The sequence below is a fragment of the Bradyrhizobium sp. SMVTL-02 genome (genome assembly GCF_051853005.1).
Classification (GTDB): Bacteria; Pseudomonadota; Alphaproteobacteria; order Rhizobiales; family Xanthobacteraceae; genus Bradyrhizobium.
In genome coordinates this window covers 327,458-342,157 of sequence record NZ_CP182469.1, presented here as the reverse complement: position 1 = coordinate 342,157, position 14,700 = coordinate 327,458, and the positions used below count along the sequence as shown (strand labels likewise).

Genomic DNA, 14,700 nt, shown 5'->3' with positions numbered 1-14,700 from the left:
AGCGAGATGCGTCGAGGTCCTACTGCCGCGGTGCCCGCCGCTTCTTCGTCGACTGCGTCGGCACATCGGCCGGCTCGTCCCTGATCGCGCCGATCTTGCGGAGCGCGGCATCCGCGGCGCGTTCGCCGCTTTCCCAGGCACCGTCGACGGTGCCCCACAAAGTCTCGTGGGTGGCTTCGCCGGCGAGGAACACATTGCCGATCGGCTCGGTCAGGATCTTTCGCGAGAGCTGGCCGCCGGGCGCGGAGGCCGACATCGCGCCCATCACGTAAGGCGAGGCGTTCCAGCGCGTCGCGCTGGTCTTCTGCACGGTGGCCGCCGCTTCGCTGCCGAACAGCTTCGTGATCCATTCCTTCGCGAAGGCGGCCATCGCCTTCTCGCCCTGCTCGGAGAGATCGCGCCCGAACGAGCCGCCGACATCGATCGCGCACAGCGAGGAGCCGCCGATATTGGCGTACATCAGCGCCGTGCGGGTCGAATTGCTCTGCTCGATAAGGATGTCGTCGCGCGACAGGCCGAGCGGATTGCCGGGCAGCTGCAGCACGATGTGGTCGTAGCTGCCCATGGTGAGCTTTGATGCTGCGTCCAGCGTCCGTCTGGGGATGTCGGGCGCGAACTTGATCGCGCCCGATGTCAGCACGTTGGTCGAGACCGTGAGGACGGCGGCGCGCGCGGCGATCTTGCCGGATTGCGTCTCGACGCTGACGTCCCGGTTGCTCCAGACGATCCGGCTCGCCGGGGTCGACAACGCGATCGGCGCCTGCTCGCCGAGCTTGGTGATCAGGGTGCCCAAACCCTGGCGGCAGGCGATCGCGGCATTGCGGTCCTGAGCGCGCGCCTTGTCGATCGCGGAGAGCTCCTTCAAGTCCTTGCCGGCAAAGCTCGCACCCAGCATGAACTCGGCCGCGCCGGCCCAGTCGCCGAGGTCCTTCGGCAGCACCGACGCGCAGGAGGTGTCGAGCTTGCCGCGCGCGGCCTCGTCGATGGCGCGGTTGGCGCGCACGAGCGCCGCCAGGAATTCCTCGGTCTCGCCCGCGCGTGCGTTGCGGCGGCCGATGCGCATCTTCTGGCCGGCCGGCGCCTGCACCACGTCGAGCCCGGCGCTGCGCGCGAGCCGGATCATCGGGTTGGTCTCGGGATTGTGCATCCAGCGCGCGCCGCGGTCGAACGGCACGCCGAAGGTCGTTGTATCCGTGATGCATCGGCCGCCGACCTGCGAAGCCGCCTCCAGCACGACGACCTTGCGATTGGCGGCCATGATGCGCCGCGCTGCGGCAATTCCGGCCGCACCTGCGCCGATCACGACGATGTCGGCCTCCCGCGGCAGGGGCGCGGCGTTTGCGCGCAGGACCGGCATCGCGGCAAGGGCCGCCGACGCCGAAAGGAAACCGCGGCGCGTGATTGTCATGTCATGGTTTCCGGAGACTTGCGGCGAACGGGAACAGCCAGCGAACCTTGCCGCATCTGATGTTGCACGGCAACCATCATGGTGAATCAATCGTGCTTGATCTCACAGACCGATGAACCGAATGGCAACACGTTTCGACCATGATAGAGAAGGAAAAAAGACGGCCGGAAAAGGCCGTGGGGGAGTTCGACATGGGGACGGTCCTTGATTCAGTCGGCAAGCTGATTGCCGCGTACCTCTCGAAGGAGGTGCCGGGCTACGAGCCGTTCACGCCCAGCGACCCCGAGCATCTGCGCGGCATCATCGAGCCAGGCGACGTGCTGCTGGTCGAGGGCAACAACCGCATCTCCGGCATCATCAAATATCTGACGCAGTCGACCTGGTCGCATGCCGCGCTCTATGTCGGTCCGGTCGAGGGCGCCGTGGAGCCCAACGGCGAGCCGCATGTGCTGATCGAGGCCAATATCGGCGAGGGCGTGACGTCGGCACCGCTGTCGAAATACTTTCCGTATCACACCCGCGTCTGCCGCCCGGTCGGACTGTCCTACGAGGACCGCACCACGGTCTGCCGCTACGCGATCAACCGCATCGGCTTCGGCTACGACACCAAGAACATCCTCGACCTGATGCGCTTCCTGTTCCCGCTGCCGGTGCCGCAGCGCTGGCGGCGGCGCATGATCGCGCTCGGCTCGGGCGATCCGACCAAGATCATCTGCTCGGCGCTGATCGCGCAGGCCTTCGACGCCGTGCGCTACCCGATCCTGCCGAAGATCACCAAGGCCGGCAGCCGCGCCGCTCGCCGCGAGATCCTGCATATCCGCGATTCCTCGCTGTACATGCCGCGCGACTTCGACATCTCGCCCTATTTCGAGGTGGTCAAGCCGACCATCGTCAACGGATTCGACTACACCGCCCTGCACTGGGCGGACAAGCAAAAGCCGCTCGAGGAGGTGGCGGGCACTTTCAGTGTGTTTCCAGAAACGCTCCGTGCGCCGCCGCTCGTTCCTGAAGCGATTGACGAAGAAGCGCCGGCTGAAGTTCCGGCTGAAGAAGTGAAAACAGAGCCTGCGGAGATCACCGCCGCGTTCTCCGAGCATTTCGTGCTGCTGAGCGAGCTCGCGACGTACCGCGCGCGGGCGCGGGAGATGGCGGCGTAGCTCCACGGTCGTCCTGGCGCAGCCAGGACGACGCTGAGGGAAACGGCGCGCGCTCTCTCCACCGTCATTGCGAGGAGCTCTTGCGACGAAGCAATCCAGACTGCCCCTGCGGTAACAGTCTGGATTGCTTCGCTGCGCTCGCAATGACGGTGGAGAGAGCGCGCGCTACCGCTCCGCCCGTCCGATCACCGCCATCAGCTCCGCGATTTTCGCGCGCTGGTCCGCCTTGTCGCCGCTCGCAATCGCGTGCTCGACGCAATGGGCGACGTGGTCCTTCAGGACCTCCTCCTCGACCCGGCGCAGCGCGGCGCGCACCGCCGAGATCTGCGTCACGATGTCGATGCAGTAGCGGTCTTCCTCGACCATTTTCGAGAGGCCGCGAACCTGGCCCTCGATCCGACCGAGACGTTTTCCGACCGATGCCTTGATGTCCTTGCGCATGGCGTCTATATACCCCTACGGGGTATGGGTTGCAAGCCCCGAGGGAAGGCCGGAGCATGGGAATGAACAACAGAGAACACGGGCATCATCACGACGCGGAAACGCATTCCGGGTGCGGCTGTTCCACGAAGGCCGCGGCGACGGCGGCGGCCTCCTCATGCTGCGGCGGCGCTGGCGATCATTCCGGCCATGCCCATCATCACGGCCATGACCATGGTGATGCCGCAACTGAGGTCAAAGATCCCGTCTGCGGCATGACGGTCGATCCCGCGACGTCAAGACATCGCTTCCAGCATCACGGCGAGACCTTCCATTTCTGCTCGGCCGGCTGCCGCACCAAGTTCGCCGCCGATCCCGCCAAATACCTCGCCAAGGAGAAGGCACCAGAGCCTGATCTGCCGGCAGGCACGATCTATACCTGCCCGATGCATCCCGAGATCCGTCAGGTCGGCCCCGGCACCTGCCCGATCTGCGGCATGGCGCTGGAGCCGGAAGTGGCGAGCCTCGAGACCGGCCCCAATCCCGAGCTCGCCGACATGACGCGGCGGTTCTGGATCGGCGCCGCGCTGGCGCTGCCGGCCGTGGTGCTGGAGATGGGCGGCCATCTCGCAGGTCCGCACAACTGGATCGACCAGACGCTCTCGAACTGGATCCAGCTCGTGTTCGCAACCCCCGTGGTGCTGTGGGCCGGCTGGCCGTTCTTCGTCCGCGGCTGGCAGTCGCTGGTCACGCGCAACCTCAACATGTTCACCCTGATCGCGATGGGCACCGGCGTTGCCTACTTCTACAGCGTCCTCGGCACCGTCGCGCCGCAGATTTTCCCGGCGAACTTCCGCGGCCATGAAGGCGCGGTCGCGGTCTATTTCGAGGCAGCGGCCGTCATCACGGTGCTGGTGCTGCTCGGCCAGGTACTGGAGCTGCGCGCCCGCGACGCCACATCGGGCGCGATCAAGGCGTTGCTGCAACTCGCGCCGAAGACCGCGCGCCGCGTCGACGTCGACGGCGGCGAGCATGAGGTCGAGATCGACACGCTCCATGCCGGCGAACGCTTGCGCGTTCGTCCCGGCGAGAAGGTGCCGGTCGACGGTGTCATCATCGAGGGCCGTTCCTCGCTCGATGAGTCGCTCGTGACAGGCGAATCCATGCCGGTCACCAAGGAAACCGGCGCAAAGGTCATCGCCGGCACGCTGAACCAGTCCGGCAGCTTCATCATGCGCGCCGACAAGGTCGGGCGCGAGACGCTGCTGTCGCAGATCGTGCAGATGGTCGCGGATGCGCAGCGCTCACGCGCGCCGATCCAGCGCCTCGCCGACCAGGTCGCCGGCTGGTTCGTGCCCGCCGTGATCGTCGTCGCCATCGCCGCCTTTGCCGCCTGGGCCTGGTTCGGCCCGGAACCGCGGCTCGCCTTCGGCCTCGTCGCCGCCGTCAGCGTGCTGATCATTGCTTGCCCCTGCGCGCTGGGCCTTGCGACCCCGATGTCGATCATGGTCGGCGTCGGCCGCGGCGCGCAGGCCGGCGTGCTGATCAAGAACGCCGAGGCGCTGGAGCGGATGGAGAGGATCGACACGCTGGTGGTCGACAAGACAGGCACGCTGACCGAGGGCAAGCCCAAGGTGGTGACGATTGTGCCGGCGTCCGGCTTTGCCGAAGACGACATCCTGCGCATTGCGGCCACCGTCGAGCGCGCCAGCGAGCATCCCCTGGGCGATGCCATCGTGCGCGCGGCGAAGGAGAAGCAGCTCGCGCTCGGACAGGTCGAGCAGTTCGATTCGCCGACGGGCAAGGGTGCGACCGGCAAGGTCGACGGCAAGACCGTCGTGCTCGGCAACGCAAGATATCTGTCGTCGATCGGCATCGACACCGGGGCCCTCGACGCCGAGGCCGAACGGCTGCGCGGCGACGGCGCGACCGTGATCAACATGGCCGTCGACGGCCGGCTGGCCGGGTTGTTCGCGATCGCCGATCCGGTCAAGGCCTCGACGCCGGAGGCGCTGAAGGCGCTGGCCGCCGAAGGCATCAAGGTGATCATGCTGACCGGCGATAATCGCACGACGGCGGAGGCCGTGGCGCGCCGGCTCGGCATCGCCGAGGTCGAAGCCGAGGTGCTGCCGGACCAGAAGAGCGCGGTGGTGACGAAGCTGCAGAAGGCCGGCCGCAGCGTCGCCATGGCCGGCGACGGCGTCAACGACGCGCCGGCGCTGGCTGCCGCCGAGGTCGGCATCGCCATGGGCACCGGCACGGACGTCGCAATGGAAAGCGCCGGCGTCACCCTGCTCAAGGGCGACCTCGTCGGCATCGTGCGGGCGCGAAAACTGTCGCAGGCGACGATGAGCAACATCCGCCAGAACCTGTTCTTCGCCTTCATCTACAACGCCGCCGGCATCCCGATCGCGGCCGGCATCCTCTATCCGACCTTCGGCGTGCTGCTCTCCCCGATCATCGCGGCTGCGGCGATGGCGCTGTCCTCGGTGAGCGTGGTCGGGAACGCGCTGCGGCTGCGGGCAACGCGGCTGTGAGTGTCGCAAAATCCGTGTAAAACAGGTCCATTCGGCGATATGCGCGGAGAGGACCTGATGCAGCGGATAACGATCACGATCGAGGAGGACTTCCTGGCGGAGATCGACGCCGCGGCCGAGGCGCGCGGCTACCAGAACCGCTCCGAGATCATCCGCGACCTCGCCCGCGCCGGGCTGCAACTGAGCACAGAGGACACGGCGCTGGCCGGCCAATGCGTGGCCGGTCTCATCTATGTCTACGACCATGCCGCGCGCGATCTGTCGAAACGGCTGGTGCAGGAATTCCACGGCCATCACGACCTCGCGCTGGCGACGCTGCACGTCCATCTCGACGACAACAATTGCATGGAGATGACGGCATTGCGCGGCGCAGCCGACGAGGTCCGGCATTTCGCCGACCACATCATCGCCGAACGCGGCGTGCGCTACGGCCGCGTGGTGATGATCCCGACCGGCGAGGGCAAGCACGTGAAGGCCCGCAAGCAGGGGCACCGGCACGAGTAGGGACGAGCCACATACGCGGTGCCGACCCCTCTCCCCTTGTGGGCCCTTGTGGGGAGATGGTGGCTCACCGCGTAGCGGTGAGACGGGTCTCGTTGGTGGAGAGACCGCCCGCCCTTGCCGAAGCCGCATTCGGTATCTACCTGTCGCGGATAATCTACCTCAGAGGGTCGCCCATGCTGGATGCCGCCGTGAAGGCGCTGTCGCAAATGATCTCGCCGCCGATGCGCTCGATCCTGTGGCGATCGATCGGGCTTGCGCTCGTGCTGATCACCGTGCTGGCGATCGGCCTGCAGCGGCTCTTGAGCTGGTTTGCGACCTCTGGCGAGGTCTGGCTGGAGGGCCTGCTCGGGCCGGGCTGGCACGCCTCGCTCGAAGTCTTGTCCTGGATCGTCTCGATCGCGGCGGGGCTTGGCGTCGTGTTCGGCGGCATCTTCCTGATGCCGGCGATCACCTCGCTGGTGGCGAGCCTGTTCGTCGACGACGTCGCCGAGATCGTCGAGCGCGAGCATTATCCCGCCGAGCGCCCGGGCGTCGCGCTGCCACTCAGCCAAGCGATCTTCGAGGGCATCAAGACCGCGCTGCTGACGATCCTGGTTTATCTCGCCGCGCTGCCGCTGGTGTTCTTCGCCGGCGCCGGCTTCCTGATCTTCTTCCTCGCCGCCGCCTGGCTTTTGGGTCGCGAATATTTCGAGCTCGCCGCGATGCGCTTCCGCACGCCGGAGGAAGCCAAGGCGATGCGGCGCGGCAACGCCGCGACCATCTTCACCGCCGGCCTGTTCATCGCCGCCTTCCTCTCGATCCCGATCGTCAATCTGGCTACGCCGATCTTCGGCATGGCCTTCATGGTCCACATGCACAAGCGCCTGTCGGGCCCGCGCCCCGAGCTGATCGAGCCGGCGCGTCAGATGCGCTGACGACGGCCGGCGCGCGGCGTGCTCACACCGTCTTCTCCGGCCAGCGGCAGAGATCGTTGATCAGGCACACCTCGCAGCGCGGCTTGCGTGCGAGGCAGGTATAGCGGCCGTGCAGGATCAGCCAGTGATGAGCGTGCAGCATGAACTCGGCCGGGATCACCTTTTCGAGGCCAAGCTCCACTTCGAGCGGCGTCTTGCCGGGCGCAAGTGCCGTGCGATTGCCGACGCGGAAGACATGGGTGTCGACCGCGATGGTGTGCTCGCCGAAGGCCATGTTGAGCACGACATTGGCGGTCTTGCGCCCCGCACCAGGCAACGACTCGATCTCCGCGCGGGTGCGCGGCACCTCGCCGCCGAACTCGCTGAGCACCTTCGCCGACAGCGCCATGACGTTCTTGGCCTTGGTGCGATAGAGGCCGATGGTCTTGATGTAGTCGCGCAAGCGCTCCTCGCCGAGATCGAGCATCTTCTGCGGCGTATCGGCGACCTCGAACAAGGCGCGGGTCGCCTTGTTGACGCCGGCGTCGGTCGCCTGCGCCGACAGCACCACGGCCACCAGCAGCGTGAACGGATTGACGTGCTCGAGCTCGCCCTTCGGCTCCGGATTGGCCTTGCGAAACCGGCTGAAGACCTCGTGGATCTCCGCCGGCGTCCAGGGTTTCATGGCCTTGAGCGATTTCTTCGCGGGCGTCGTGGCCTTGGCCTTGGGCTTGGGCTTGGGCTTGGGCTTGGCGACCGCCGCCTTTGCCTTTTTCTTCGGCATGGCGGCTTTGCGCGGGACCGGCTTGCGGATGATTTTGGCCATGATCGGGATATACTGAGGGACGATGAGCACAGGCAACGAAATTGAGCGGGAGAAAGAACCTCAGATCTTCTCCGCGCTGCTGACGCCGCACCGCTCGCTGAACCGCACCGGCTTCCTCGCGGTGATGCTGTTCTTGAGCGTCGGCAGCTTTGCCACCGGCCTCGCCTTCCTGTTGAAGGGCGCCTGGCCCGTGCTCGGCTTCTTCGGCCTGGACGTGCTCGTGGTCTGGTGGGCCTTCAAGGTCAATTTCGGCACGGGGCGGGCGCGCGAGGAGATCACCGTCACGACCTCCGAGCTGCGGGTGCGGCGCATCAGCCATCGCGGCCAGGTCGCCGAATGGACCTTCAATCCGCTCTGGGTCCGCCTCGACATGGAGGTCGACGAGGATTTCGGCATCGAGCATCTCTATCTGATCTCGCGCGGCCACCAGATCCAGATTGCGAAGTTCCTCGGGCCTGAGGAAAAGGCAAGTTTTTACAAAGGCTTGGTTGAGGCGCTCAACGCCGCCAAGCGTGGACCGACCTACAATCCGATCAGCTGATCGCAGTCGGAAATCGGGTGGTTTCAGACCCGCCCCCCTCCTACATTTCCGGTCATGATGACACTCGCAATCCATGACCAGCGCCTGGCCAAGCCGGGCCCCCAGAACGCCGCGCTGCGCGACTATGATTCCGTGCGCCGGGCGATCGCGTTCATCTCGGAGAACTGGCGCGCGCAGCCGACCATCGAGGCGATGGCGGATGCGGCCGGCGTCACGCCGGACGAGCTGCACCATCTGTTCCGCCGCTGGGCCTCGATCACGCCGAAGGCTTTCATGCAGGCGCTTACCCTGGACCATGCGAAGGGCCTGCTGCGCGACTCCGCCAGCATCCTCGATGCCGCGCTCGACTCCGGTCTGTCGGGGCCGGGCCGGCTGCACGATCTCTTCGTCACCCATGAAGCGATGTCGCCGGGCGAATGGAAGAATGGCGGCGCGGGGCTCACCTTGCGCTACGGTTTCCATCCCTCGCCGTTCGGCACCGCCATCGTGATCGCGACCGACCGTGGCCTGTCGGGCCTCGCCTTCGCCGATCATGGCGAAGAGAAGATCGCGCTCGCCGACATGACACGGCGCTGGCCGAAGGCGACCTATGTCGAGGATCACGAAGGCACCGCGCCGCTCGCCGCGCGCATCTTCGACCCGAAACTCTGGCGGCCCGACCAGCCGCTGCGCGTGGTCCTGATCGGCACCGATTTCGAGGTGCGGGTGTGGGAGACGCTGCTGAAGATTCCGATGGGCCGCGCGGTGTCCTATTCCGACATCGCCTGCAACATCAACAGCCCGAAGGCCTCGCGCGCCGTCGGCGCAGCCGTCGGCAAGAACCCGGTCTCGTTCGTCGTGCCCTGCCACCGCGCACTCGGCAAGAGCGGCACGCTCACCGGCTATCACTGGGGCATCACCCGCAAGCAGGCAATGCTGGGCTGGGAAGCCGGGCGGGTCGGGGTGCAGTAGCTCTCCTCCCTCTCCCCGCACGCGGGGAGAGGCGAAGGGATCAGGCCGCCAGATCCAGCTTCGAGGCCACCGTCGAATCGGCGTTCAGCCGGTAGATGATCGGCACGCCCGTGGCGAGCTCGCGCTTCAGGATGCCCTCGGGTGACAGCTTTTCCAGCACCATGATCAGCGCGCGCAGCGAGTTGCCGTGGGCGGCGACCAGCGTGCGCTTGCCGTTGAGCACGCCGGGCAGGATCTCCTGCACGTAGTACGGCAATGCGCGCGCCAGCGTGTCCTTCAGGCTCTCGCCGCCGGGCGGCGGCACGTCGTAGGAGCGGCGCCAGACATGCACCTGCTCCTCGCCCCATTTCTTGCGCGCATCGTCCTTGTTGAGCCCGGAGAGATCGCCATAGTCGCGCTCGTTCAGCGCGAGGTCCTTCGAGGTCGGCAGGCCCTCCTGGCCGAGCTCGCCGAGGATGAGGTCGAGCGTGTGCTGCGCGCGCGTCAGGACCGAGGTGAAGGCGACATCGAACACGAGGCCCTGAGCCTTCAGCTTGCGGCCGGCTTCCCTGGCTTCCTTCACGCCGAGCTCGGTGAGGTCAGGATCCTTCCAGCCCGTGAACAGGTTCTTCAGATTCCATTCGCTCTGGCCGTGGCGCACGAGCACGAGGAGACGTTCGCTCATTGACTGCTTTCCGTTGGGTTCGATCAGAAATCGGACAGGCCGAGCACGTCGGCCATGGAGTAATGCCCCGCCGCCTTGCCATGCGCCCACAGCGCCGCCTTGAGCGCACCGTGCGCGAACAGCATGCGGTCCTCGGCCTGGTGCGACAGCGTCAAGCGCTCGAACGGACCGAGGAAGGTCACGCTGTGGTCGCCGGCCACGGTGCCGCCGCGCAAGGAGGCGAAACCGATATTGCCCGGCCGGCGCGCGCCGGTGATGCCGTCGCGACCACGCTCGGAATGTTCATCGAGCGTGACGCCGCGGCCGCTGGCGGCGGCCTGACCCAGCATCAGCGCCGTGCCCGAGGGCGCATCGACCTTCATGCGGTGATGGGTCTCGACGATCTCGATGTCGAAGCTCTCATCGAGTGCCTTGGCGACACGCTTGACCACGGCGGCGAGCAAATTGACGCCCAGGCTCATATTGCCCGATTGCACCACCACCGCCCGGTTGGTGACGCTCTTGATGACGGCATTGTCGGAGCCGGACAGCCCGGTGGTGCCGATGACATGGACGAGGCCGCGCTCGGCGGCGATCGCGACATTGGCGATGGTCGCGGCCGGCACGGTGAAATCGAGGATCCCATCGGCCTCCTTCGACATCGCCCAGAGATCGGCGGAGAGCTTGATGCCGTTGGCCGGCAGGCCTGCGAGCACGGCGGCGTCCTTGCCGAGCAGATCGGAGGCCGGCGCCTCCAGCGCGCCCGCCAGCACCGCACCTTTGCTCTCGGCAATCGCCCGCACCAGCGCGCGGCCCATCCGGCCGCCGGCTCCTGCAACAATCAAGCGCATGTCGGACATGGTGTGATCCTCTTCAAGGGCCGTTGTAGCGGGGGGATGCAGTTCCGGCAACCGAGAGGCATCAGCGCGTGACATGCGCGCACCCTCCCCTCGAGGGGCCCTCCAAGGGAGGGTAAGACGAGATCGCGCCTCAGCCGTCCTGCGGCTGCGGGCCGTCGTAGCCCTCGATGATGATGAGGTCGGCGATCGAGTGCGGCTGACGCACCTTGATGTTGGCCTGGTATTCCGGCGAGTTGTAGCAGGCGATCGCGGTCTGATAGTCCGGGAACTCGATCACGACGTTGCGGGTGCGGCTGGCGCCTTCGACGGTGGTGAACTTGCCGGCACGAACGACGAAGCGGCCGCCCCACTTCTTGAAGATCGGGCCGTTGGCGACGGCGTAGGGCTTGTAGCCCTCCTCATTGTTCACGTCGACGCGCCCGATCCAGTAGCCTTTTGCCATTGATCCTCTCCCTCGTTGTTGGTGGTCTCTATTTGAGCATGGTCTGATCGGACAACCGCTTCACACTTTGCGCTGGCGCGGCCGTTCGGGTCGGGATCATGCTCCGAGCGCCTGCGCGATCTCGGCGTGGATGGCGTCAGCGACGGCCTTTGGATCAGCAGCTTCCACCACTGGTCGCCCGACGACGAGATAATCGGCGCCCGCGGTGATCGCGCGGCCGGGCGTCATGATGCGCTTCTGGTCGCCGCTGGCCGAACCCGCCGGGCGAATGCCGGGGGTGACGAGGCTCATCTGATGACCGACGATCTTGCGCAAGGCTCCGACTTCCTCCGGCGAGGACACGAGGCCATCGACGCCGAGCACCTGCGCCTGCTGCGCGCGCGCCTCGACCAGTTCGGAGACGCTGAGCCGATAGCCGGCGGCGTGCAGATCATCGTCGTTGTAGGACGTCAGCACCGTGACGGCGAGAATCTTCAGGCTGGCATTGCCGCGGCCTTCGACGGCGCCCTTCAGGGTCTGCGGATAGGCGTGCACGGTGACGAAGGTCGCGCCCAGCTTGGCGACGCTTTCGACACCGCGCGTCACGGTGTTGCCGATGTCGTGCATCTTGAGATCGGCAAACACCTTCTTGCCCCTGTCGGCGAGCTTGCCGATCAGCGGCAGGCCGCCGGCATAGGCGAGCTGATAGCCGATCTTGTAGAAGGTGACGCTGTCGCCGAGCTTCGCGATCATCGCCTCCGCGGCATCAACGCTCGGCAGATCGAGCGCAACGATCAGGCGGTCTTTCGGGGCGATCTCGGCGGGCGTCATGTCACCTCACATCATGCGTTGGGAAACGTCGATCAACTGCGCGACCAGCTCCTTCAACGCGGTGATATCGCGCTCGTTCTTCAGCCTGTCCATATCGTCATAGGCCTGGTCGGCAAAGGCGAGCGCGAGCTGGCTGGCAATCACATTGGCGTGGCAGGAGGTCAGGATCAGGCGCAAGGCCTGGAGCGCGCGGGCGGCGCCCAGCCGGCTCTGCGAAGCGCCGGCGAGCGCAAAGGTGCGATTGCGGAACACCGCGCCGCGCACCTCGTGCAGATCGTGGACGCGGCTGACCCAGTCGATCGCGTTCTTGAGCAGCGGCGGCACCGAGGCATTGTATTCGGGCGAGACGATCAGCACGCCGTGATGCGCGCCGATCATGCGCTTCAGATTGATCGCGTTCTTGGGCACGCCGGACTTGGCCTGGAGATCGCCGTCATAGATCGGCAGCGGAAAATCGGCGAGCGAGATGCGGGTGACGTCGACGCCGGCCCGCACGAACTCATACGCAATGACCGCCGCCAGCTTCGCATTGTGCGAGCCCGTGCGCAGCGAGCCGGGAATGACCAGGATTTTCGGTGCGGACATCCGGGCGGCAAACTCCGATCCACCTCTCCCGCTTGCGGTGGAGGTCGACGCGCGAAGCGCGGCGGGAGGGGGCTTTCTCCCAACGGGGGACGATCTCGACCGCGGAGAGACCCCCACCCCGACCCTGCCCCCGCAAGCGGGAAAGGGGCGCGCCGCGTTCGCAGCGACAGATTAGTCCTTGCGATACACCCAGACGCGTGCCGGCGGAAGGTTCATCCAGATCCGTTCCGAGGCCTCCGTGGACACGCCCGGCAACGATTTCGGGATCGGCGGCACCACCGCGTAGGTGAACTGAACGAAGGGCGCGCCGGGCGCGAGCGCCGTGAAGGCATCGCGAATGAGCCGCAGCCGCGTCAGCATCGGTTTTGTGACGAGCGGCAGGCCCGAAACAACCGCGCTGGCGGGCGCGCTCAGCACGTTCCAGAGCGTGTCGCGGAGGCGGTAGGCGTCGCCCTGCACGACCTTGGCTTGCGGGTAGCGGTCGCGCAGCAGCGCGCAAAAGCCGGGATTGTATTCGACGAGGACGAGACGCTTCTGCTCGACGCCGCGCTCGATCAGCGCCGAGGTGATGGCGCCGGTACCGGGTCCGAGCTCGACCACGGGAGCATCCGAATTGATGTCGACGTAATGCGCCATGGTCCGGGCCAGGAGCTTGCCCGACGGCATCACCGCGCCCATGTGGAGGGGCTTTTCGATCCACGATCTCAGAAAGCGCACCTCGTCGTCGAGACGGGGCTTCTTCAACGCTCGCGCGGACGATGGCAATGGCATGTCTGGACCGGACGGGACCGCGGGACCGCGGCGTGTCAGAAAATGGTCATAAACAGGTATAGGCCGCAGGCGGTACGGTCAAGCCGGGTCAACTCGCCCGATTACCGAAGAAGTCCTTGACCTTGGCGAAGAAACCCTCGGATTCCGGCTGGGTGTTGCCAGAGGAGAGCTTTTCGAACTCGGCCAGCAACTCCTGCTGCTTCTTGGTGAGGTTCTGCGGAGTCTCGACCACGACCTGAACGTACATGTCGCCGGTCTGGCGCGAGCGCAGCACCGGCATGCCTTTTGACGCAATGCGGAATCGACGGTTGGACTGGGTCCCGGCCGGCACCTTCACCTTCGCCTTGGCCTTGTCGATGGTCGGCACCTCGAATTCACCGCCAAGCGCGGCCGTCACCATCGAGATCGGCACGCGGCAATGCAGGTCGGCGCCGTCGCGCTGGAAGAACTGGTGCTGGGCCAGCGACAGGAAGATGTAGAGGTCGCCGGGCGGACCACCGCGAACCCCGGCCTCGCCTTCGCCGGCGAGCCTGATCCGCGTGCCGTCCTCGACGCCGGCGGGAATGTTGACCGAGAGCGTGCGCTCGCGGGTGACGCGGCCCTGTCCCGCGCAGGACGGGCAGGCGTCCTCGATCATCTGGCCGCGGCCCTGGCAGCCCGGGCAGGTGCGCTCGAGCGTGAAGAAGCCCTGCGACTGCCGCACGCGGCCGGCGCCGCCGCAGGTCGAGCAGGTCTTCGGCTTGGTGCCGGCCTTGGCGCCGATGCCCGAGCAGGACTCGCAGGTGACCGAGACCGGGATCTCGATCTGCGCGGTCTTGCCGCTGAAGGCTTCCTCGAGCGTGATCTCCATGTTGTAGCGCAGATCGGCGCCGCGCTCGCGGCCGCCGCGGCCGCGCTGTCCGGCCATGCCGAACAGGTCCTCGAAAATGTCGGAGAAGGAGGAGGCGAAGCCGGCGCCGAAACCGGCGCCGCCGCCGGGACCGCCCTGCTCGAAGGCGGCATGGCCGAAGCGGTCATAGGCCGCGCGCTTGTCCTTGTCCTTCAGGACCTCGTAGGCCTCGTTGATTTCCTTGAACTTGATCTCGCTGGTGTCGTCCCCGGGGTTGCGGTCGGGGTGAAACTTCATCGCCAGCTTGCGGAACGACGATTTCAGCTTGGATTCGTCGGCGTCGCGGTCGACTTCGAGGGTCTCGTAATAGCAGCGCTTGGTGGACGTGGACATGCTGGGCTCGGTCTATCCAATCGCGATTCAAGTTGGGGCGAAGCAACGTTGCCACGCAGCGATATAGGCACCCTTCGACCTCGCGGCAGAGGGTTGCTTGGCAGCGTTGAGAATAACGGCTGGGAATTGA

General features: G+C 66.4%; 16 protein-coding genes. 6 read left to right on the top strand and 10 right to left on the bottom strand.

Translation table 11 applies throughout. The features are described 5' to 3' along the window. Positions 1–19 precede the first annotated feature (19 nt). Positions 20–1,408 carry a flavin monoamine oxidase family protein gene (locus ACNJYB_RS01595; protein WP_439372397.1) on the bottom strand — a complete coding sequence of 463 codons (1,389 nt, stop codon included), beginning with the start codon at positions 1,406–1,408 and terminating at the stop codon, positions 20–22. 191 nt (positions 1,409–1,599) lie between these two features. On the opposite strand from ACNJYB_RS01595, the gene ACNJYB_RS01590 reads away from it, so the two are divergent. Further along, a complete protein-coding gene (locus tag ACNJYB_RS01590; RefSeq protein WP_439372396.1) occupies positions 1,600–2,565 on the top strand; it encodes a YiiX/YebB-like N1pC/P60 family cysteine hydrolase in 966 nt (321 codons plus the stop codon). A gap of 165 nt (positions 2,566–2,730) precedes the next feature. On the opposite strand, the gene ACNJYB_RS01585 is transcribed toward ACNJYB_RS01590, so the two are convergent. Next, positions 2,731–3,006 (bottom strand): metal-sensitive transcriptional regulator, encoded by a 276-nt coding sequence (locus tag ACNJYB_RS01585; protein WP_063198826.1) that lies wholly within the window; start codon positions 3,004–3,006, stop codon positions 2,731–2,733. 62 nt (positions 3,007–3,068) lie between these two features. Here ACNJYB_RS01585 and ACNJYB_RS01580 point away from each other — a divergent pair, with 62 nt between their 5' ends. The 3 genes from ACNJYB_RS01580 to ACNJYB_RS01570 all read left to right on the top strand — a co-directional run bounded on the left by ACNJYB_RS01580 (position 3,069) and on the right by ACNJYB_RS01570 (position 6,940). Beyond that, positions 3,069–5,522, top strand: a complete 2,454-nt coding sequence (locus ACNJYB_RS01580) for a heavy metal translocating P-type ATPase (RefSeq protein ID WP_439372395.1) — start codon at positions 3,069–3,071, stop codon at positions 5,520–5,522. Between the two features lie 57 nt (positions 5,523–5,579). Beyond that, positions 5,580–6,026 (top strand): nickel-responsive transcriptional regulator NikR, encoded by a 447-nt coding sequence (gene nikR / locus ACNJYB_RS01575; RefSeq protein WP_439372394.1) that lies wholly within the window; start codon positions 5,580–5,582, stop codon positions 6,024–6,026. Between the two features lie 173 nt (positions 6,027–6,199). Beyond that, on the top strand, positions 6,200–6,940 hold the full coding sequence (locus ACNJYB_RS01570) for a sulfate transporter family protein (protein ID WP_439372393.1): 741 nt from the start codon (positions 6,200–6,202) through the stop codon (positions 6,938–6,940). Positions 6,941–6,962: 22 nt separating this feature from the next. Here ACNJYB_RS01570 and nth read toward each other — a convergent pair whose 3' ends face one another. Then, complete coding sequence (gene nth, locus ACNJYB_RS01565) at positions 6,963–7,745, bottom strand: endonuclease III (protein WP_439372392.1); 783 nt, start codon at positions 7,743–7,745, stop codon at positions 6,963–6,965. Between the two features lie 22 nt (positions 7,746–7,767). Between nth and ACNJYB_RS01560 the strand changes: the two genes are divergently transcribed. After that, positions 7,768–8,286, top strand: coding sequence for a DUF2244 domain-containing protein (locus tag ACNJYB_RS01560; protein WP_439372391.1), 519 nt, complete (start codon positions 7,768–7,770; stop codon positions 8,284–8,286). Positions 8,287–8,340: 54 nt separating this feature from the next. Further along, positions 8,341–9,237, top strand: coding sequence for a methylated-DNA--[protein]-cysteine S-methyltransferase (locus tag ACNJYB_RS01555; RefSeq protein WP_439372390.1), 897 nt, complete (start codon positions 8,341–8,343; stop codon positions 9,235–9,237). A gap of 40 nt (positions 9,238–9,277) precedes the next feature. On the opposite strand, the gene ACNJYB_RS01550 is transcribed toward ACNJYB_RS01555, so the two are convergent. The 7 genes from ACNJYB_RS01550 to dnaJ form a co-directional block, all read right to left on the bottom strand. Next, a complete protein-coding gene (locus ACNJYB_RS01550; protein WP_439372389.1) occupies positions 9,278–9,901 on the bottom strand; it encodes a 2,3-bisphosphoglycerate-dependent phosphoglycerate mutase in 624 nt (207 codons plus the stop codon). A gap of 23 nt (positions 9,902–9,924) precedes the next feature. Beyond that, positions 9,925–10,740: a 4-hydroxy-tetrahydrodipicolinate reductase gene (gene dapB, locus ACNJYB_RS01545; protein WP_439372388.1), complete on the bottom strand. Its 816-nt coding sequence runs from the start codon at positions 10,738–10,740 to the stop codon at positions 9,925–9,927. 130 nt (positions 10,741–10,870) lie between these two features. Then, positions 10,871–11,182: a DUF1330 domain-containing protein gene (locus ACNJYB_RS01540; protein WP_439372387.1), complete on the bottom strand. Its 312-nt coding sequence runs from the start codon at positions 11,180–11,182 to the stop codon at positions 10,871–10,873. A 96-nt stretch (positions 11,183–11,278) separates the two neighbouring features. After that, positions 11,279–11,992: an orotidine-5'-phosphate decarboxylase gene (gene pyrF, locus ACNJYB_RS01535; protein ID WP_439372386.1), complete on the bottom strand. Its 714-nt coding sequence runs from the start codon at positions 11,990–11,992 to the stop codon at positions 11,279–11,281. 6 nt (positions 11,993–11,998) lie between these two features. Next, the gene (locus tag ACNJYB_RS01530; RefSeq protein WP_439372385.1) at positions 11,999–12,577 is read right to left on the bottom strand and encodes an NADPH-dependent FMN reductase; all 579 of its coding nucleotides are present in this window, start codon (positions 12,575–12,577) and stop codon (positions 11,999–12,001) included. 171 nt (positions 12,578–12,748) lie between these two features. Then, a complete protein-coding gene (locus tag ACNJYB_RS01525) occupies positions 12,749–13,348 on the bottom strand; it encodes a class I SAM-dependent methyltransferase (protein ID WP_439372384.1) in 600 nt (199 codons plus the stop codon). Positions 13,349–13,436: 88 nt separating this feature from the next. Further along, a complete protein-coding gene (gene dnaJ, locus ACNJYB_RS01520; RefSeq protein WP_439372383.1) occupies positions 13,437–14,570 on the bottom strand; it encodes a molecular chaperone DnaJ in 1,134 nt (377 codons plus the stop codon). Between the last annotated feature and the right edge of the window lie 130 nt (positions 14,571–14,700).

Bases quoted from the DNA above. Each gene is read 5' to 3' on its own strand.
- ACNJYB_RS01595 (WP_439372397.1), bottom strand. From the start codon at position 1,408: ATGACAATCACGCGCCGCGGTTTCCTTTCGGCGTCGGCGGCCCTTGCC.
- ACNJYB_RS01590 (WP_439372396.1), top strand. From the start codon at position 1,600: ATGGGGACGGTCCTTGATTCAGTCGGCAAGCTGATTGCCGCGTACCTC.
- ACNJYB_RS01585 (WP_063198826.1), bottom strand. From the start codon at position 3,006: ATGCGCAAGGACATCAAGGCATCGGTCGGAAAACGTCTCGGTCGGATC.
- ACNJYB_RS01580 (WP_439372395.1), top strand. From the start codon at position 3,069: ATGAACAACAGAGAACACGGGCATCATCACGACGCGGAAACGCATTCC.
- nikR (WP_439372394.1), top strand. From the start codon at position 5,580: ATGCAGCGGATAACGATCACGATCGAGGAGGACTTCCTGGCGGAGATC.
- ACNJYB_RS01570 (WP_439372393.1), top strand. From the start codon at position 6,200: ATGCTGGATGCCGCCGTGAAGGCGCTGTCGCAAATGATCTCGCCGCCG.
- nth (WP_439372392.1), bottom strand. From the start codon at position 7,745: ATGGCCAAAATCATCCGCAAGCCGGTCCCGCGCAAAGCCGCCATGCCG.
- ACNJYB_RS01560 (WP_439372391.1), top strand. From the start codon at position 7,768: ATGAGCACAGGCAACGAAATTGAGCGGGAGAAAGAACCTCAGATCTTC.
- ACNJYB_RS01555 (WP_439372390.1), top strand. From the start codon at position 8,341: ATGATGACACTCGCAATCCATGACCAGCGCCTGGCCAAGCCGGGCCCC.
- ACNJYB_RS01550 (WP_439372389.1), bottom strand. From the start codon at position 9,901: ATGAGCGAACGTCTCCTCGTGCTCGTGCGCCACGGCCAGAGCGAATGG.
- dapB (WP_439372388.1), bottom strand. From the start codon at position 10,740: ATGTCCGACATGCGCTTGATTGTTGCAGGAGCCGGCGGCCGGATGGGC.
- ACNJYB_RS01540 (WP_439372387.1), bottom strand. From the start codon at position 11,182: ATGGCAAAAGGCTACTGGATCGGGCGCGTCGACGTGAACAATGAGGAG.
- pyrF (WP_439372386.1), bottom strand. From the start codon at position 11,992: ATGACGCCCGCCGAGATCGCCCCGAAAGACCGCCTGATCGTTGCGCTC.
- ACNJYB_RS01530 (WP_439372385.1), bottom strand. From the start codon at position 12,577: ATGTCCGCACCGAAAATCCTGGTCATTCCCGGCTCGCTGCGCACGGGC.
- ACNJYB_RS01525 (WP_439372384.1), bottom strand. From the start codon at position 13,348: ATGCCATTGCCATCGTCCGCGCGAGCGTTGAAGAAGCCCCGTCTCGAC.
- dnaJ (WP_439372383.1), bottom strand. From the start codon at position 14,570: ATGTCCACGTCCACCAAGCGCTGCTATTACGAGACCCTCGAAGTCGAC.